Here is an 18,137-nt window from a genome sequence, read left to right as displayed (position 1 = left end):
GGGGAAGCGGTGGCGCAGGGCGAGGGCGTCGGCGAGCAGGGCGCGGCCGACGCCGGGTGAGACCCCGACTACGGCGGCGAACTCGGCGATCGCGAACTCCGCGATCGCGGGGCAGCCCTCGCCGCCCAGGATCACAGCGCGTTCGCGCCCGTCGTTGGCGCGGCGGGTTGGGCGGGTGGGGCAGACGGAGGGGTGGAAGCGGTCGGCGTAGATCTGGGCGCATTCCAGCAGGTGCGCGTCGGCGCGGTTGGCCACCGTGCGGCAGTCCGCGGCACGCTCCAGCAGGTCGCGGGTGCTCAACGTATCCAGATCTTGCTCGAACATGTGTTCGATTCTACGTGATGTGGAGCTGGGTGATCAAGTTGGTGGCGGGTCGTTTTCCCTTATCCACAAGGGGAAACGTCACAGGTTCAGGGGGCCGGGAAACGTGTATGCGGTAGGGAGTTGAGGTTGGAGGACCGACGCGTGGAAGGGGTGGCCGGCGGCCGTGGGCGGCGGGATGGATCGCGACATGGAGCGGCTGCACGCAGTCAACGGAGGCCTGCGGGACGCGCGGAGCGGGGGCCGAGCATGCGCTGGTGGAGCACGTGCAGCGGGGCAGACGGGGCGGAGCGTGTCTAGACGTGGAGCATTCGGCGGAGCGCGCCCGCGCGGCCGGTGGCCATGGTGGGTTTGCGGCGGCTTGAGGGTGCTCACGGGAGAGGGCATGGGCGGGCATCCATGGACGAGGCGCTGACTCGGTCACCGACGCAAGGCGGAAGGAGCGTCAGGGCATGGGACACGGGGCACAGGGCACGGACACGGGGCGAGAGGTGCAGGGCGAGAGGTGGGCGCGTGACCTCAGGCGCAGAAACCCGGTCGCAAGACGTAGGTGCGCAAGAGCTGGACTTCGGGGCGGGGCGTCAAAACGAGGCGTCGGGTGGGGTGTCCGATCGGAGGGTGCCAGGGCGGGGCTTCAGGGCGGGGCTTCAGGGCGGGGAATCAGGGCGCGGGGCTTCAGTGCGGGGCGTTGGGGCGGGGCGTTGGGGCGGGGCGTTGGGGCGGGAGGGCTTCAGGACCGGGTCTTCGGCGCACGGGCTTCCGCGCAGGGACTTCGGGGCGGGGCGAGCCGAGTTGAGTGGTGGGTCGTGCGGCGAAGTGGTGGGGGCTTGGTGGTCGTGGGGGTGGAGCGAGACTGGAGTGGGATGGTCGGGCGGCGGTTCAGTTGGGCGGGACGGCGGGTGGGTTGGGCCGCGGGGGTGGGTGGTGGGGGTTTGGCGGTAGGGGAACGTTTGTTCGAGTTTCGGGTATGGTGGGGGGATGGGTGGTGAGCTTCAGGGGTCGTTGCTGGATGCTTTTGCGGATCCTTTATTGGGGGATTTGCGTGGGGTGGTGCGGGCTGAGTTGGGGCGGGGAGCCTGGGTTGATGTGCTGCCGGGGTGGTTGACGGGGGCGGATCAGGTGTATGAGCGGCTGGCTCGAGAAGTGCCTTGGCAGGCGGAGCGGCGGCAGATGTACGACCGGGTCGTGGATGTGCCTCGGTTGTTGGGTTTCTACGGGGAGGACGCGGAGTTGCCGGTGCCGATTCTGGATGAGGCCCGGGATGCGTTGAGCGCGCACTATGCGGACGAGTTGGGTGAGCCGTTCCGTACGGCGGGGTTGTGTTTCTACCGCGACGGGCGGGACAGCGTCGCGTGGCACGGGGATCGGATCGGGCGCGGGAACCACGAGGACACGATGGTGGCGATCCTGTCCGTTGGTGAACCTCGGGTGCTCGCGCTGCGGCCGAGGCCGGGGACGTCGAGCGGGCCGGTCGGGTCGACTGTTCGGTATCCGTTGGGGCATGGGGATCTGATCGTCATGGGTGGCTCGTGTCAGCGGACCTGGGAGCATGCGATTCCGAAGGCGTCGGGGCGTGTCGGCCCGCGGATCAGCATTCAGTTCCGGCCGCGTGGGGTGCGGTGACGGCGATCGGTTCACGCGGCGACCGCGGTGGCGCTGAGGTCGTGGCGGTGGACTCCGTCCTTGGTGGCTGTGTAGAAGCCGAGTAAGCGGATGCCCGCGGCCTCGCAGATGGTGGTCGCGGCGTGGGCCCATTGGCTGTCGGCGTCGGTCAGGCCGGCGGGACCTGGTCGACCGAGGGCCAGGATGAGACCTGTGCCGGGAGCGGTATGGACGGCGGGGATGACCGGATCGAGGACAGTCCCGCACAGCTCGGCGGGACTGGGTGGTTGGGCGTCAGCAGCTGGTTGAAGCTGTGGCTGCGGGTGGCGGCGGAGGCCTGTGGCGGCGGATTCTGGGAGGCCCACGAGCACGGTGGCCAGGTAACGGGCGTCGGGATCGCAGATCAGGACTGTGAGGGTGCCCCGGCGGCGGTCGCCGAGGCTGACCATCAGGTCTACGGCATCGGCGGCCAGGACGGGATCGGTGAGTGGCTGGTCGGCCCAGTTGGCCGAGAGGTTCTCGAAGCTCATGCCTGTAAAGATGCCGGGATTCCGGCACCCGATCCGGGTTGTCCACAGGGCAAAGTGGCCCACGATTTCGCGTTAACAATGGACCTCTGGGCTGGGCCGCTACTCCCCTAGGCTCAAGACCATGAGCAGCAGACTTGGGCAGATGCTTCCCCCGGCCGGAGCGCCGCGGGACCTGGCGATGGCACAGTTGGCGAACTCGGTCGGCGACGGTGCGTTCGTCGTCACCTCGGCGTTGTTCTTCACCCGCGTCGTCGGGCTCTCGACCGCGGAGGTCGGGCTCGGGCTGACGATCGCCTGGCTGGTGGGCTTCCTGGCGGGCGTGCCGCTCGGCAACCTCGCGGACCGACGGGGCGCCCGCGGCACCGCGGTCCTGCTGGCGCTGACGACCGCAACGGCTGTCGCGTCGTTCCTGGTCGTCAGGAGCTTCGCAGCCTTCCTCATCGCCGCCATCGTCTACGCATGCAGCCAGACCGGGCTCACAGCGGCGCGGCAGGCGTTGCTGGCCGGACTGGTCGCCCCGGCGGAGCGCACCCGGATCCGCGCGTTCCTGCAGTCCACGGTGAACGCGGGGCTTGCGCTCGGCGCGCTTCTCGGGGGCGTGGCGCTCCGCTTCGACAGCGAGGCGGCGTACCTGATCGTGTTCGGGATCGATGCGCTCAGCTTCCTGATCGCCGCCGGGCTGCTGCGCCGGGTGCCGTCGATTGCGAGGACCCTCCGGGTCGTGGGTGAGCCGCGGCTGGCGGTGCTGCACGACCGTCCGTACGCCGTTCTCGCGCTGATCAATGCGGTGATGCTGCTCTTCATGCCGCTGATCAGCCTGGTCGGACCGCTCTGGATCGTCACCCGCACGAACGCTCCCAGCTGGGTCGTGGCCTCGCTGATGATCGTGAACACGCTCGGCGTCACGTTCTTCCAGGTCCGGATCGCGAAGAGCGTCAAGGATCTCCGCACCGCGTCCCGCAGCGTCCGGTACGCCGGAGTTGCGATGCTGGCCGCCTGCGCCGTCTTTGCGATCACCGCCGCCGACCTGAGCGCCACGGTCACCGCCGCCGTACTCGTGGTCGCTGCCGCGCTGCTGACCCTCGGCGAGATGAAGCTCGCCTCCGGCGCCTGGGAGATCAGCTTCGGACTCGCGCCGGCCGACAAGCAGGGTCAGTACCAGGGTTTCTTCGGCACCGGCCCCGCGATCGCCCGGATGCTCGGCCCGGCGCTGCTCACCACGGTCATCCTCGGATGGGGGCCGATCGGCTGGCTGGTGGTCGGTGCACTGTTCCTGGGGACCAGTTGCGCAACTGGTCCCGCCGTACGATGGGCTGCGCGGACGAGGACTGTCAACGAGGACGCCACGCCGTCGCTGGTAGAGGAGAGCGCCGCCTGATGGAGATTCCCGGACTGGTCGAAATCACTACCCAGGAAGAGCTGCGGGAGATCGTCCCGCAACCGCTGGCCGCAGCCGCCGGTAAGGCTCGCAAGGAGCTGCACGACCTGGATCGCGAGTGGCTCGCGGCATCGCCGTTCTGCCTCGTCGCCACCTCCGCCGAGGACGGTACGTGCGACGTCTCCCCCAAGGGCGACCCGGCCGGGTTCACGAAGATTCTCGACGCGAGCACGATCGCGATCCCGGAGCGCGCCGGCAACCGGCGGGTCGACGGGTTCACCAACATCCTCTCCAACCCGCACGTCGGGCTGATCTACTTCCTGCCCGGCCGCGGAGACACGCTGCGGATCAGCGGCCGCGCCCGGATCGTCAGCGACGCGCCGTTCTTCGACGAGATGATCGTGAAGGGCAACCGTCCGCAGCTGGCCCTGCTGGTCGAGATCGAGGAGATCTTCCACCACTGCTCGAAGGCGTTCCTGCGCTCCCAGCTGTGGAAACCCGAAACCTGGAACCCGGACGCGATGCCGAGTCGCCCGCGGATCGCGAAGGCGCTGGAGCGGCCCGACGAGGAGCTCACGACGCTCGAGGAGTACTACGGGCAGGCGTACGAGGACAAGATCTACAAGGTCAAGTACTGAGCTACCGCAGCGGGCGCAGACCGAAGTACTCCGTGGCGACGATGACATCGCCCCGGCCGCCCTCTACGGTTTCGTAGTGTGACCGAACCTGTCCACGTCCCGACCCTCGGGGCCCGCGTGCGCCGCGTCCTGCTGCCGGTGCTGCTGGCCGTGTTCTCGGTGGTGGGGTCGTTCGGCGCGTCACGTGGTCAGACCGACCGCCACGAGCCGGACTGGTTCATGGTGGTCCTGCTGCTGGTCGGCGCGCTGTCCCTGTACTGGCTGCGCACCAGGCCGATCCCGGTGCTGTGGGCAACTGTCGTCTCGACGCTGATCTACATGCTCCGCGAGTACCCGTGGGGCCCCGTCGTGTTCGCGTTCGTGATCGCGGTGTTCACCACGATCCGGCTCGGTCACCGGATGGCGGGCTGGGTCGGGCTGATCACGCTGTACGTCGGACATGTCGGCGGACGGATGATCCTCGGCATCAACGAGCAGGGCGTGTACCAGGTCCTGCTCGTCGGCACGTGCTTCTGCGTGCTCGGGTTCCTCGCCGAACTGTTCCGCGCCCATCGGGACCGCGTCATGGCGGCCGCGCGGACCCGGGAAGAGGAGGAGCTGCGCCGAGCCGGCGAGGAACGCCTGCGGATCGCGCAGGAGCTCCACGACGTCGTGGCGCACCACATCTCGCTCATCAACGTCCAGGCGTCGACTGCACTGCACCTGGTCGACCGGCAGCCCGAGCAGGCCGCTCCGGCGCTCTCCGCGATCAAGGACGCGAGCAAGGAGGCCCTGGTCGAGCTGCGGTCGATCGTCGGCGTACTGCGTCAGTCCGACGAGTCCGCGCCCCGTACGCCGGTGGCCGGCCTCGATCACCTGGACCACCTGATCAGCCGTACCGAGAGGGCCGGGCTCGAGGTGCACAAGATCGTTCACGGCGAGCCGCGGCCGCTGCCGAGCGGGCTCGACCGGGCGGCGTTCCGCATCGTCCAGGAGTCGCTGACGAACGTCGTACGGCATGCGCGCGCGACGTCGGCGACGGTTCGGATCCAGTACGGCGAGCAGACGCTGGTGCTGCAGATCGACGACAACGGCGATTGCCTGACCGCGGCGCCGCAGGAAGGCAACGGCATCTCCGGCATGCGTGAGCGTGCGACCGCGCTCGGCGGCACGCTGACCGCGAACTGCACACCGGCCGGCGGCCTGCGGATCACGGCGACCTTGCCCCTGTAGGTTTCCTGTGAAATCCGGCGCCCGTCCGACGTCGCACGGAGCGGATTCACAGAGTTCTCTCAGAACCTCCCGGTAGGCACTCAGATCCACCCGTCAGGCTGCGAAGCATGACAAGGATCGAAGTGCGAGGGCTGACCAAGCGGTACGGCGCTGACGTCGTCGTGGACGACCTATCGTTCTCCGTCGAACCGGGGCAGGTGACCGGGTTCCTCGGGCCCAACGGCGCGGGCAAGTCCACCACCATGAAGATGATCATCGGGCTGGCCGCGCCGACCCGAGGCACCGTGACGGTCGGCGGCCGGCGTTATCAGGACCTGGCGGTGCCGCTGACGGAGGTTGGCGCGCTGCTCGACGCGAGTGCGGTGCACGGCGCGCGGACGGCGTACGACCATCTGCTGGCGCTTGCCGTGAGCAACGGTCTCTCCCGGCGCCGGGTTGACGAGGTGCTCGTCCGGACCGGGCTGGAAGGTGTGGCCGGGAGACGGGCCGGCGGGTTCTCGCTCGGGATGCGGCAGCGGCTCGGGATCGCGGCGACGCTGCTCGGTGATCCGGACGTCCTGATCTTCGACGAACCCGTGAACGGGCTCGATCCCGAAGGAATCCGGTGGATCCGCGACTTCATGCGCTCGCTGGCGGCCGAGGGACGGGCGGTGCTGGTGTCGAGCCATCTGATGAGCGAGATGGCGCAGACAGCGGACCACCTGGTGGTCATCGGTCGCGGCCGGTTGATCGCCGACATGGGGATGGCCGAGCTGATGCACGCGAACGGCGACGGCACGGTTCTCGTCCGGGCTGGTGAGCCGCTCGCCCACCACCTGACCGCTGCGGGCGGCACCGTCCGGGACGGGCTCGAAGGCGGGCTGGTCGTGTCCGGTCTGTCGGGTGAGGAGATCGGCAAGCTGGCGGCGTACCACGGGGTCGCGCTGAGCGAGCTCACACCACAGCGGGCGTCGCTGGAGGACGCGTTCATGGAGCTGACCAAGGAGAGCGTCGAGTACCAGGGTGCCGCCGTATGAACACGCTGCATGCCGAGTGGATCAAGCTTCGAAGCTTGCGCTCGACCTGGTACACGGTGGCCTGCCTGTTCGTGCTCGGGCTGGGCATCACCGGTCTGTCGATGAGCGGCGCGGGCACGGAGTACCGGGGTGGGACCGACGCGGACCGGGCTGCTTGGGACCCGACCAGTCAGAGCCTGAAGACATTCATCGTGGCCCAGTTGATCGTCGGGGTGCTCGGCATCCTGGTGGTGACGTCGGAGTTCGCGACCGGACTCATGCAGACGACACTCGCAGCCACCCCACAGCGGCATCGGCTGCTGGCCGCGAAGGCGATCGTGGCCACTGGGGTCGCCGCCGTGGCGGGGCAGGTGCTGATGTTCGTGTCGTTCTTCATCGGTCAGGCGCTGCTGGCCGGGCAGGACGTGCCGTACGCGCACCTCGGCGATCCTGGGGTCCTGAAAGCAGTGGTCGGCGGCGGGCTGTACCTGTCCGCGATCGCCTTGCTGGCCGTGGGTCTGGGAGCGATTCTGCGTGCGACGGCAGGGGCGCTTGCGACGCTGGTGGGGATCGTGTTCCTCGTTCCGGCGCTGGCGGGGCTCTTCCCGGACTGGCTGCAGGTGATCTTCGACTTCTGGCCGACGCTCGGAGCGGCCGCGATCTTCGGCACCGTGCCGGACGAGAGCTTCCCGCATCCCTGGCTGAATCTCGGCGGGCTGTGGCTCGGCGTCGCCGCTGTCCTGACCGCCGCGTTCGTCGTCTTCCGGCGACGAGACGTCTGACCGGATCCGTATTCTGGCGATCATGACTCGGCTGCTGGTGGTAGACGACGAGGCGACGGTGCGCGAACTGCTGTCCGCGACACTGCGGTTCGCCGGCTTCGACGTGATCTCGGCGGCGACCGCCGCCGAGGCGGTCGACGCCGCGGCCGAGGAAGCGCCGGACCTCGTGCTGCTCGACGTGATGCTGCCGGACATGGACGGATTCGAGGTGGTACGTCGCCTGCGCCCGACGCCGGTGCTGTTCCTGACGGCTCGCGACGGGCAGGCCGACAAGATCCAGGGCCTGTCGCTCGGTGCGGACGACTACGTGACGAAACCGTTCGACCTGGAGGAACTGATCGCGCGGATCCGCGCGGTCCTGCGCCGTACGACGGGCCGGCCGAGCGACGGCGTACTGACGGTCGGTCCACTCGCACTCGATGCCGAGGGCCACCAAGTGACGCGGGGTGGGAGTCCGCTGCGCATCTCCCCCACCGAGTTCCGGCTGCTGCACTACCTGATGGAGAACGCCGGGCGGGTGGTGTCCAAGGCGCAGATCCTCGAACGCGTCTGGCGATACGACTTCAACGGAGACACCAGCATCGTGGACACCTACATCTCGTACCTGCGCCGCAAGGTCGACGACCACGACCCGAAACTCATCCACACCGTGCACGGCATGGGCTACGTGATGCGGGCGCCGACATCGTGAAGCTATCGCTGCGCGCCAGATTGCTGCTGCTCACGACCGGTCTGCTGCTCGCCGGGATGACGCTGATCAGCGCTGTCGTGTCGAGTCAGCTGACCAGGTACCAGCTCGATCGGCTTGACAGTCAGCTCCGCTCGTTCACCGAGATCGTCGCGAAGGTGGCGCCGAGCGGGCCGGACCGCGAACAGCCGGCCCGACCAGAGCTCCTCGATCCCGCGCTGGATCTGATCGGTGCGCCGTACCTCGCGTATCTCGGCCCGGACGGGTCGATCGTGGGCACGCTGCGCTCGTCCCGCGTGGATGCCGCGTCCTTTCCCACGGACGACGAGCTCCGATCGTTGCCGATCGACGGCTCGGCCGGCGTGTTGCAGGCGGCCGACCATGAGGGCCGGTGGCGCGCGGTCGCCCGACCGGCGGTCGGCTGGAACGGGACAGTGATCGCGGCCGCGCCGCTCACCGAGGCCGATGCCACCATCGCCAGGCTCCGGACCACCAGCCTGATCAGCGGAGCCGCGCTGCTCGTCCTACTCACGGCGATCGGCTGGTGGGCGCTCGGACGCGGACTGCGTCCGCTGCGCCGGATCGAAAACACGGCTGCCGCGATCGCGGACGGCGACCTGACGCAGCGCGTGCCCGGACTGGCCGCGCCCGGCACCGAGATCGGTCATCTGGCCTCGTCGCTGAACACGATGCTCGGCCAGCTGGAGCAGGCGTTCGCGGACCGGGCCGCGGCCGAGTCCCGGATGCGGGTGTTCCTCGCCGACGTCAGCCATGAGCTGCGGACGCCGCTCGTCGGCATCAAGGGTTCGACCGAGCTGTACCGGATGGGCGGATCCGATGTCGACGAGGCCATGGGCCGCATCGACCGCGAAGCCACTCGGCTGACCGAGCTGACCCAGCACCTGCTCCTGCTCGCACAGCTCGACGAGGCGCCCGAAGGACAGCTCGACCGCGCACCGATGGATCTGCGGACGATCGCGAACGACGCGCGGCACGACGTCCGCGCGCTGGATCCGTCCCGGCCGGTCGCCCTCACCGGGCCGCAGACTCGCCATCCGCCCGGTCCGGCTCCTGTGCACGGTGACGAGGATCGGCTCCGGCAGGTCATCACCAACCTGGTGGGGAACGCGATCGCCCACACCCCACCCGGTACGCCCGTCACGATCAGAGCCGGAACGATCGGCGACCAGGCGATCCTGTTCGTCGAGGACGACGGTCCCGGCATGACCGACGAGCAGGCGGATCGGGTGTTCGACCGGTTCTATCGCGCTGACCGAGCCCGCAAGCACTCGGCCGGCGCCGGGACGGGTCTCGGGCTGGCGATCGCACGGTCGATAGCGCGAGCACACGGCGGCGACGTCGTACTAGACACCGCCGTCGGTGCGGGCGCGTCGTTCCAGTTGTGGTTGCCGGTGCTAGGGCAGGCGGACGTGGGACGGGTTCAGCTCGGCGACACTGGAGACGCCGAGTAGGGCCATCGTGCGGCGTACCTCCTTGGTGAGGATGTCCGCGGCGCGGGCGACGCCGCGCTGGCCGCCCGCCATCAGGCCGTACAGGTACGCGCGGCCGACCAGGCAGGCGTCGGCGCCGAGCGCGATCGCGGCGACGATGTCGGCGCCGGACATGATGCCGGTGTCGAGGTAGATCTCCGCATCGCTTCCGACCGCCTTACGGACCTCCGGGAGGATGCGCAGCGGTGTCGGCGCGCGGTCCAGCTGACGACCGCCGTGGTTGGACAGCACGACCGCGTCGGCGCCCGCGTCGACCACCCGGCGCGCGTCCCCGACGGTCTGGATGCCCTTCACGATCAGCGGGCCGTCCCAGATCGAGCGCAGCCAGTTCAGGTCGTCGATCGTCATCGTCGGGTCGAACAGCTTGTCGAGCAGCTCGGCGACCGTGCCGTCCCACGTGGACAGCGACGCGAACGTCAGCGGTCGCGTGGTGAGCAGGTTCGCCCACCAGGCCGGGTGCAGGGAGGCGTCCAGGACGGTCTTCGCGGTCAGCGACGGCGGGATCGTGAAGCCGTTGCGGACGTCGCGGAGACGAGCGCCGGCGACCGGTACGTCGACGGTCAGCATCAGCGCCTCGTACCCGGCGGCGGCCGACCGCTTCACCAGGTCCTCACCGGCCGTGCGGTCCTTCCACACGTACAGCTGGAACCACTTGCGCGCGTTCGGCGCCGCGGCCGCCACGTCCTCGATCGAGGTGGTGCCCATCGTCGACAACGCGTACGGGATGCCGACCTGCTCGGCGACCTTCACGACCGCGCTCTCGCCCTCGTGGTTCATCATCCGGGTGAACCCGGTCGGCGCGAACGCGAACGGCAGCTCGGAGCGGCCGCCGAGGATCGACGTCCCGAGATCGATGTCCGACACGTCGCGCAGGATCGACGGCTGCAACTCCATCTCGGCGAACAGCCGGCGGGCGCGGCGCAGACTGATCTCCGCCTCGGCAGCGCCGTCGGTGTAGTCGAACACCGAGCGCGGCGTCCGGCGCTTCGCGATCGCCCGCAGGTCCGCGATCGTCAGCGCCTTGTCCAGCCGACGCTCGGTCGGGTTCACCGTGACCGGCTTCGGCCGCAGCAGCGGCTTCAACTCGGACCATTTGGGCAACTGGCGATCGGTCATCACAACTCCCGGCTGAATCTGTGGTCGGACCACACCCTATCCTGTGGTCCGACCACACCGGTAGGGTCGTCCACATGAAGAACTACGAGCTGGTCCTGCATCGGGTCGAGGCCGACCTGGCGGCGGGGCGGCTGCGGATCGGCGGGCGCCTGCCGGGTGAGCGGACGCTGGCCGAGCAGCTCGGGATCAGCCGGCCGTCGGTACGGGAGGCGGTCCGGGTGCTGGAGGCGATGGGCGTGGTGCGGACCGCGACCGGATCCGGCCCGGAGGCGGGTGCGGTGATCGTGGCGGAGCCGGTGTCGCCGCTGACCGCCGTACTGCGGTTGCATCTGGCAACCAATCACCTGCCGATGGGCGACGTCGTGCAGACCCGTCTGCTGCTGGAGTCCTGGTCCGCGCGGGAGGCGGCGGCGCGGGAACTCGGGGCGGGCGAGCTGAAGGTCGCGGAGGAACTGCTGGACCGGATGGACGACGCCGGGTTGTCGCCGGAGGAGTTCCATCTGCTCGACGCGGAGTTCCACGTCGCGCTGTCCGGACTCGCCGGGAACGTGCTGATCGCCGCGGTGATGACGTCGTTGCGGTCGGCGATCCACGGGTACGTGCTGGCCGCCGTACCCAACCTGCCGGACTGGGAGGCGACGGCGGTCGGGCTGCGCTCCGAGCACCGGGCGATCCTGGCCGCGGTGCGGGGCGGTGAGCCGGAGCACGCGGCCGAACTCGTGACCGCGCACATCCGGGGTTTCTATCAGGCGGCTCAGTTAACACCGTTCGGCGGCACTCAACGCGGTGCGGCGGAGGCCGAGGATGACGATCGCGCCGACGACGAGGTGAAGTGACGCGAGGCCGAGTTTGGCCCCCGCGCCGATGCCGTTGGTCAGCGGGCTGCCGAGTGACGTGACGCAGACGATGGTGGCGACGACGGTCCAGATGTTGCGGGCGCGCGGCGTACGGCGCTCCAGGATCGAGAGCAGGCCCCAGCCGGCGAAGGCCACGAAGATCGTCGAGACGACGACGGCGATCGCGCCGATGTGTTGAGTGCCGCCCTGGCGGGCCTCCAGGGTGAGGCCCGCGAGCGGGGCGAGGATCGCCCAGTCCGCCAGCGCCGCCAGCGCGGCGACCCCGACGACCGCCAGACGGCTCCGCCCGGGGACGCGGCGCGGCGCCTGGGTTTGGGGGGCGGGGTGCTGGTTGGTCGAGTTCTGCATCAGGTGCTCCTGGGGTGATGGGTTGTGGGATCACCTTGCTGCGGAGGAGGAGTCCGGGGCATCGGCCGGGGAGCTGGGGTGGGGCGGCCGGAAGTCTGCGGGGGTTCGACTTTGGTCGGTGGTGGGAATCGCCCACGGCCGCCTAGTCTCGGCGGCATGGAGGAGTTGTGCGCGCCGCAGAAGCCGTCGAAGTGGGTGGAGGTCGTCGCGACCGGCGCGATCGGTGTGCTGGTCGCGATGACGATCATCGGGCGGATGTCCGACCCGGAGCACCGGCAGTTCCTGCTGCTCGACATCGCGGTCGGTCTCGTCTCCGTCGCGTTGATCCCGGTGGTGGTCCGCCGCCCGGTGCACGGCGCGATCGCCCTGGCCGTGCTGGCGATCCTCTCCCCCGCCGCGACGCCGCCGTCGACCGTCGGCACGCTGAGCGTCGCGATGCGCCGACCACTGCGTATGGCGATCCTGGTCGCCGCCCTCGGTACCGGAGCACATCTGATTCAGGGCCTGTGGCAACCGATCCACGGTCTGCCGTTCCTGTGGTTCGCTGTGCTGGACGTGGTCGTGCACGCCGCGTTGCTCGGTTGGGGGCAGGGCGCTCAGGCGCGGCAGCAGTTGCTCGAGTCGCTGCGGGAGCGGGCCCGGCGTGCGGAGGCCGAGCAGGGGCGCCGGGTCGCCGAGGCGCGGTCCAACGAGCGCACCAAGATGGCGCGCGAGATGCACGACGTACTCGCCCATCGGTTGTCGTTGCTCGCGACGTACGCCGGTGCGCTCGAGTACCGGCCGGACTCGTCGCCGGAGAAGCTGGCCAAGGCGGCCGGCGTGATCCGTACCGGCGTACACCAGGCGCTCGACGAGCTGCGCGAAGTGATCAACGTTCTGCGTGACGAGGAGGTGTACGAAGGGCGGCCGCAGCCGACGTTCGGGGATCTGCGCGCGCTGGTCGAGGAGTCGCGGGAGGCGGGTACGACGATCGCGTACGACGACCAGGTGGCGGACCCGGAGTCGTTGCCGCCGGCCACCGGCAGGACGGCGTACCGGGTCGTGCAGGAAGGACTGACGAACGCTCGCAAGCACGCGGCAGGGCATCCGGTGACCGTGCTGGTGGCTGGAATGGCCGGCGACAGGCTGCGGATCGAGCTGACGAACCCGGCGTCGAACGGTACGCCGCTGGCGCCCGGCAGCGGGACCGGGCTGGTCGGGCTCACCGAGCGCGTGCAGCTCGCGGGCGGCACGCTGGACCACGGGCGGGTGCCCGGTGGCGGGTTCCGGCTGGAGGCCTCGCTACCGTGGCCCTCATGATCCGGGTGCTGGTGGTGGACGACGACGCGTTGGTCAGGGCCAGCCTCGAGATGATGCTCGACGGCGCGAACGGGATCTCCGTGGTCGGCCAGGCCGCCGACGGGGACGAGGTACCGGCCGCGGTCGACGCGCATTTCCCGGACATCGTGCTGATGGACCTGCGGATGCCGCGCGTGGACGGCATCGTCGCGACGCGGCGGGTGCGGGCGCGGGCGAATCCGCCCGAGGTCGTGGTGCTCACCACCTTCGACACCGACGAGAACGTCCTGCACGCGCTCCGCGCCGGGGCGAGCGGATTCCTGCTGAAGGACACGCCGCCGGCGCAGATCGTCGACGCCGTCCGACGGGTCGCGGCCGGTGACCCGATCCTGTCGCCGGCGATCACGCGGCGACTGATGGACCGCGCCGCCACGCAGGCCGATGCGCACACGATTGCGCAGGCGAAGCTGCAGCGGTTGTCGCCGCGGGAGTACGACGTGATGCTCGCGGTCGCGCAGGGCAAGGCGAACGCGCAGATCGGTACCGAGCTGTACATGAGCCTGGCGACGGTCAAGGCGCACATCTCGCACATCCTCACCAAGCTGGAGCTCGGGAACCGCACCCAGATCGCATTGCTCGCTCATGACGCGGGGCTCGCATAAGCTCCCTCGCATGATTCGGGTGTTGTTGGCAGACGATCAGGCGTTGGTGCGGGCCGGGTTCCGGTCGTTGCTGAACGCCGAGGACGACATCACGGTGATCGGCGAGGTCCCGGACGGCGCCGAGGCGGTCGCGGTCGCGCGGCGGGAGAAGCCGGACGTCGTACTGATGGACATCCGGATGCCGGGGACGGACGGGCTGGAGGCGACGCGGCAGATCGGGGCGGATCCCGAGCTGGCCGACGTCCATGTGGTGATCCTGACGACGTTCGACCTCGACGAGTACGTGTTCGAGGCGCTGCGGGTCGGGGCCAGCGGGTTTCTCGTGAAGGACACCGAGCCGGTCGAGCTGCTGCAGGCCGTACGGGTGGTGGCGCGCGGTGACGCGCTGCTGTCGCCTGGGGTGACGCGGAGGCTGGTGGCGGAGTTCGCGTCGCGGTCCCGGCAACCGCATGCGAGCAAGGAACTCGACGTACTCACGGAACGCGAGAAGGAGATCGTCGCGCTGGTCGGCGAAGGCCTGTCGAACGACGAGATCGCCGAGCGCCTCGTACTGAGCCCAGCGACCGCGAAAACCCACGTCAGCCGCGCGATGATCAAACTCGGCGTCCGCGACCGCGCCCAACTCGTCGTACTCGCCTACCAAACGGGCCTGGTCCGCCCCGGCTGGCTGGGTTGACCTTCGAGCCGCTCGAACCCAGAGGATGCTCGCATGATGCACCTCGAGGAGATCACAGCGGCAGTCGAACTCGGTCGCACCGGGGACCGTGAAGCCGCACGTCAGCAGCTGACCGATCTGTGGAACGCAGCCCAAGACCCGCAAACCCGCTGCGCGATCGCGCACTACCTGGCCGACGTACAGGACGAGACCGAAGACGAACTCCGGTGGGACCTGCAGGCGCTGGAGGACGTGGAGGACGACGGCTGGCTTCCTTCGCTCCATCTGAACCTGGCTGACGACTACCGGCGGCTCGGGCAGGTCGAGCTGGCGCAGGAGCAGCTCGCAGCAGCTCGTGCGCATCTCCCAGGACTGCCGGACGGCGCGTACGGCGAGGTGATTCGGGCCGGGCTCGAGCACGTCGCGGAGGCTCTCGCGGCGGGGAGTGTGCAACGGCTGGAGACCAGCCCCAGTAGCTGAGTACTCCGGTGGGGGTAGGTGGGGTCACTCCCCCGAGGCGACGCGCCCGGTGGGGTCTGAGCGACACGCTCTAGGTATGGATGCATTGGTTGAGGTCAGTGGGCTGACGAAGAGGTACGGCGGCACCTTGGCGGTTGATGGTGTCGATCTGAAGGTCTTGCCGGGTGAGGTGTACGGCTTTCTCGGGCCGAACGGAGCCGGGAAGACGACGACGCTCCGGATCCTGACCGGGCTGATCGCGCCGACGAGTGGGACGGTGCGGGTGCTGGGCGGGCGGCCGGGCGATGCCGCGGTGCTCAAAGGAACCGGGTCGATGATCGAGTCGCCGGCGTTCTACCCGTACCTGTCGGGGCTCGACAACCTGCGGCTGCTCGCCGAGTACGCCGGGGTGTCGCGGCAGCGGATCGACGAGGTGCTGGAGCTCGTCGATCTGACCGATCGCGCGAAGGACCGGTTCTCGACGTACTCCCTGGGGATGAAGCAGCGCCTCGGGGTCGCGGCCGCGCTCCTCAAGGACCCGGAGCTGGTGATCCTCGACGAGCCGACGAACGGCCTCGACCCGGCCGGGATGCGCGACATGCGCCGGCTGATCCGCGAGCTCGGCACCGAAGGCCGGACCGTACTGCTGTCCAGCCACCTGCTCGGCGAGGTGCAGCAGATCTGCGACCGGGTCGGCATCATCAACGCCGGCCGGATGGTTGCCGAGCACAACGTCGACGAGCTGCGCGGCGAGCAGGAACTCGTCGTCCGGGCGACGCCGAAGGACACGGCCCAGGCGATCCTGACCCGCTTCGGCAGCGTCCACCAGTACGACGACACGCTGCGGGTGCAGGTGGATCCGGCGCAGGCCGCCGAGGTGAACCGCGTCCTCGTCGAGGCCGGGATCGCGGTCTCCGAACTGCACACCACCGAACGGGCTCTCGAAGACATCTTCTTCGAGCTCACGACCGAGCTGTCAACTGGGGAGGAGAAGACCGATGTTGGGTAGCTACCGAGCCGAGCTGCTGAAGCTCCGCAAGCGTTCCGCGGTCTGGGTGCTGTTCGGCGCCGGTCTGGTCCTGAGCCTGATCTTCGGCTACCTGCTGCCGTACCTGGGCTACGCGACCGGCGACGAGAACCCGCAGACCGACGGCGTACCGCGCGCCGAGATCCTCCGCGGCATGCTCCCCGAGCGGATCATGGACAACACGATCGGCGGGTACCCGATCTTCGCCGGCGCGCTCGCGCTCGTCCTGGGCGCGATCGTGATCGGCGGCGAGTACACCTGGGGAACGCTGAAGACCGTCCTCACCCAACGCCCGCGACGGCTGACGATCCTCGGCGCCCAGTTCCTGGCGCTGGGCACGATGATCGCGCTCTGGGTGCTCGGCATCTTCGCCGCCTGCGTACTCTGCAGCGTCGGCATCGCCGCGGCCGAAGACGGCTCGATGAGCTGGCCCGGCGTCGGCGATCTCCTGCAAGGACTCGCGGGCGGTTGGCTGGTCCTGATGATGTGGTGCCTGGCCGGGGCCGTCCTGGCCGTTGCCTTCCGCAACGTCGCGCTGCCGATCGGGCTCGGCGTGGTCTGGATCCTCGGCATCGAGACGCTGCTGGCCGGCGTCGTGAGCAGCCTGCTGCCGGGCCTGAAATGGCTCGCCAACATCCTGCCCGGCACCAACGCCGGCTCCCTCGTCTTCAGCGTCACCGGAATGGCAGCAGCCGACGCCCCACCAGGAGTACGCGACGCGGTCAGCGGCGACCGAGCCCTCCTGACCCTGCTCGCCTACTGCGCGATCTTCGCCGTCCTGGCAGCCTGGACGACCCGCCGCCGCGACGTCACCTGATGCCGGCGTGGACCAGCGCTAGTTCGCAGAACATGGCGTTGGCCCAAGAGAACCATTCGCGGGTGAATTTGCGGGGGTCGTCGACGTCGAAGCCCTCGTGCATCTGGCCGGTGCCGCCGGTCGTGTCGCGGAGGAGTTCCAGGAGGTGCTGGCGCTCCTCCGCCGACGTACTCGAAATCCCCTGCACCGCAAGGGCGATGTGCCAGATGTAGCGCGGTGGGGTGTGGGGGCTGCCGATGCCGGCGGCTGCGGTTCCGCTGTAGTAGTACGGGTTCGCGGGGCTGAGCAGCAGCGAGCGTGTCGCGAGGTACGTCGGGTCGTCCGGGGCGGCGTACCCGGTGAGCGGGATCGACAGCAGGCTCGGCATGTTGGCGTCGTCCATCAGCAACGACTCTCCCAGCCCGTCCACCTCGTACGCGTAGACGCGACCGTGCGCCGGGTGCTCCACCGTGCCGTACGACGCGATCCCCTCGTCGATCTCGGCCTTCAGTTCCTTCGCGCGATCGGCCAGCGGCTCGTCCCGCAGGACCTCGGTCGCGATCTCCTGCAGGTACCCGAGCACCACCGACGCGAACATGTTCCCGGGCACGTTGAAGCCCAGCTCCGTCGCGTCGTCACTCGGCCGGAACGCACTCCACGACATCCCGGTCGGCCGCGTCAGCCGCCCCCGTCCTTCGCGGACGAGCGTGTCCGACGGGCGGTCGTCGTGGCGCTGGAAGCGGTACGGCGAACGCGCCTCATGGTCCTGCTCCACGGTCCACAGCTCGACGATCGCCTCCGCCGCGGCCCGGAACCGGTCGTCGATCACGTCCGCGCGGCCGGTGATCCGCCACAGCCGGTACGCCAGCTCGAGCGGGAAGCACAGCGAGTCGATCTCGTACTTGCGCTCCCACACCCACGGCGACATCTCGGTCTCGTCGGAGGTGTGCCCGGCGCCGTTCGCCTCCTTGTTGAAGGCGTTCGCGTACGGGTCCAGGACGACGTACTCGAGCTGCCGGTGCAGCACGCCGATCAGAACGTCCTGCAGACCCGGATCGTCCTTGCACAGCAGCAGGTACGGGCGGAGCTGCGCGGCCGAGTCCCGCAGCCACATCGCCGGGATGTCGCCGGTGAGGACGAACGTCGTACCGTCCGGAAGCCGCTCGCCGACGGCCGGGAGGTTGCCGGCCATCGAGCGCTGGAACATCTCCGCGATCACGTCGTCACCGGTGGCCTCGCGGACGGCCGCGGTGGCGCGGGCGAGGACCTCGGGGTCGATCAT

The 18,137-nt window shown here is 69.5% G+C and carries 19 protein-coding genes and 1 pseudogene; 15 read left to right on the top strand and 5 right to left on the bottom strand.

Annotated elements, in window-relative coordinates:
* Positions 1-324: pseudogene (locus tag E0H50_RS30230) on the bottom strand (DUF222 domain-containing protein); the annotation flags it as partial.
* Between the two features lie 1,140 nt (positions 325-1,464).
* On the opposite strand from E0H50_RS30230, the gene E0H50_RS30220 reads away from it, so the two are divergent.
* Entirely contained in the window at positions 1,465-1,944 is a 480-nt protein-coding gene (locus E0H50_RS30220; RefSeq protein ID WP_272948532.1) for an alpha-ketoglutarate-dependent dioxygenase AlkB, read from the top strand.
* A gap of 11 nt (positions 1,945-1,955) precedes the next feature.
* Here the strand turns inward: E0H50_RS30220 and E0H50_RS30215 are convergent, their stop codons facing one another.
* Positions 1,956-2,453 (bottom strand): hypothetical protein, encoded by a 498-nt coding sequence (locus E0H50_RS30215; protein WP_131293925.1) that lies wholly within the window; start codon positions 2,451-2,453, stop codon positions 1,956-1,958.
* Positions 2,454-2,574: 121 nt separating this feature from the next.
* Between E0H50_RS30215 and E0H50_RS30210 the strand changes: the two genes are divergently transcribed.
* The 7 genes from E0H50_RS30210 (at position 2,575) to E0H50_RS30180 (ending at position 9,618) form a co-directional block, all read left to right on the top strand.
* Positions 2,575-3,831 carry an MFS transporter gene (locus E0H50_RS30210; protein WP_131293924.1) on the top strand — a complete coding sequence of 419 codons (1,257 nt, stop codon included), beginning with the start codon at positions 2,575-2,577 and terminating at the stop codon, positions 3,829-3,831.
* The gene (locus E0H50_RS30205) at positions 3,831-4,469 is read left to right on the top strand and encodes a pyridoxamine 5'-phosphate oxidase family protein (protein WP_131293923.1); all 639 of its coding nucleotides are present in this window, start codon (positions 3,831-3,833) and stop codon (positions 4,467-4,469) included. Before E0H50_RS30210 ends, E0H50_RS30205 begins: the two co-directional genes overlap by 1 nt.
* A gap of 78 nt (positions 4,470-4,547) precedes the next feature.
* The gene (locus tag E0H50_RS30200; protein WP_238151381.1) at positions 4,548-5,681 is read left to right on the top strand and encodes a sensor histidine kinase; all 1,134 of its coding nucleotides are present in this window, start codon (positions 4,548-4,550) and stop codon (positions 5,679-5,681) included.
* Between the two features lie 107 nt (positions 5,682-5,788).
* Positions 5,789-6,697 (top strand): ABC transporter ATP-binding protein, encoded by a 909-nt coding sequence (locus tag E0H50_RS30195; protein WP_131293922.1) that lies wholly within the window; start codon positions 5,789-5,791, stop codon positions 6,695-6,697.
* Positions 6,694-7,458, top strand: coding sequence for an ABC transporter permease (locus E0H50_RS30190; RefSeq protein ID WP_131293921.1), 765 nt, complete (start codon positions 6,694-6,696; stop codon positions 7,456-7,458). Before E0H50_RS30195 ends, E0H50_RS30190 begins: the two co-directional genes overlap by 4 nt.
* A 22-nt stretch (positions 7,459-7,480) precedes the next feature.
* Positions 7,481-8,149, top strand: coding sequence for a response regulator transcription factor (locus tag E0H50_RS30185; protein ID WP_202868387.1), 669 nt, complete (start codon positions 7,481-7,483; stop codon positions 8,147-8,149).
* Complete coding sequence (locus E0H50_RS30180) at positions 8,146-9,618, top strand: sensor histidine kinase (RefSeq protein ID WP_238151379.1); 1,473 nt, start codon at positions 8,146-8,148, stop codon at positions 9,616-9,618. Before E0H50_RS30185 ends, E0H50_RS30180 begins: the two co-directional genes overlap by 4 nt.
* Here the strand turns inward: E0H50_RS30180 and E0H50_RS30175 are convergent.
* Complete coding sequence (locus E0H50_RS30175) at positions 9,562-10,773, bottom strand: alpha-hydroxy acid oxidase (protein ID WP_131293918.1); 1,212 nt, start codon at positions 10,771-10,773, stop codon at positions 9,562-9,564. The two genes, E0H50_RS30180 and E0H50_RS30175, sit on opposite strands and share 57 nt — an antisense overlap.
* Before the next feature lie 74 nt (positions 10,774-10,847).
* Here E0H50_RS30175 and E0H50_RS30170 point away from each other — a divergent pair, with 74 nt between their 5' ends.
* On the top strand, positions 10,848-11,609 hold the full coding sequence (locus E0H50_RS30170) for a FadR/GntR family transcriptional regulator (RefSeq protein ID WP_131293917.1): 762 nt from the start codon (positions 10,848-10,850) through the stop codon (positions 11,607-11,609).
* Here the strand turns inward: E0H50_RS30170 and E0H50_RS30165 are convergent.
* Entirely contained in the window at positions 11,532-11,978 is a 447-nt protein-coding gene (locus tag E0H50_RS30165) for a DUF6069 family protein (protein WP_131293916.1), read from the bottom strand. The two genes, E0H50_RS30170 and E0H50_RS30165, sit on opposite strands and share 78 nt — an antisense overlap.
* 156 nt (positions 11,979-12,134) lie before the next feature.
* On the opposite strand from E0H50_RS30165, the gene E0H50_RS30160 reads away from it, so the two are divergent.
* The 6 genes from E0H50_RS30160 to E0H50_RS30135 all read left to right on the top strand — a co-directional run bounded on the left by E0H50_RS30160 (position 12,135) and on the right by E0H50_RS30135 (position 16,876).
* Positions 12,135-13,277, top strand: a complete 1,143-nt coding sequence (locus E0H50_RS30160) for a sensor histidine kinase (protein ID WP_131293915.1) — start codon at positions 12,135-12,137, stop codon at positions 13,275-13,277.
* Entirely contained in the window at positions 13,274-13,918 is a 645-nt protein-coding gene (locus E0H50_RS30155) for a response regulator (protein ID WP_131293914.1), read from the top strand. The genes E0H50_RS30160 and E0H50_RS30155 overlap by 4 nt, the downstream gene beginning before the upstream one ends.
* A gap of 10 nt (positions 13,919-13,928) precedes the next feature.
* Positions 13,929-14,594: a response regulator gene (locus tag E0H50_RS30150; protein ID WP_131293913.1), complete on the top strand. Its 666-nt coding sequence runs from the start codon at positions 13,929-13,931 to the stop codon at positions 14,592-14,594.
* Between the two features lie 33 nt (positions 14,595-14,627).
* A complete protein-coding gene (locus tag E0H50_RS30145; RefSeq protein ID WP_131293912.1) occupies positions 14,628-15,053 on the top strand; it encodes a hypothetical protein in 426 nt (141 codons plus the stop codon).
* 76 nt (positions 15,054-15,129) lie between these two features.
* Positions 15,130-16,041, top strand: coding sequence for an ABC transporter ATP-binding protein (locus tag E0H50_RS30140; RefSeq protein WP_131293911.1), 912 nt, complete (start codon positions 15,130-15,132; stop codon positions 16,039-16,041).
* A complete protein-coding gene (locus E0H50_RS30135; protein ID WP_131293910.1) occupies positions 16,031-16,876 on the top strand; it encodes an ABC transporter permease in 846 nt (281 codons plus the stop codon). The genes E0H50_RS30140 and E0H50_RS30135 overlap by 11 nt, the downstream gene beginning before the upstream one ends.
* On the opposite strand, the gene E0H50_RS30130 is transcribed toward E0H50_RS30135, so the two are convergent.
* Complete coding sequence (locus tag E0H50_RS30130) at positions 16,869-18,137, bottom strand: glycoside hydrolase family 125 protein (protein ID WP_131293909.1); 1,269 nt, start codon at positions 18,135-18,137, stop codon at positions 16,869-16,871. The two genes, E0H50_RS30135 and E0H50_RS30130, sit on opposite strands and share 8 nt — an antisense overlap.

It is taken from the genome of Kribbella sindirgiensis (genome assembly GCF_004331435.1).
Lineage (GTDB): Bacteria > Actinomycetota > Actinomycetes > Propionibacteriales > Kribbellaceae > Kribbella > Kribbella sindirgiensis.
The sequence above is the reverse complement of the archived record's forward strand: the minus strand, read 5'-3'. Positions and strand labels throughout refer to the sequence as shown.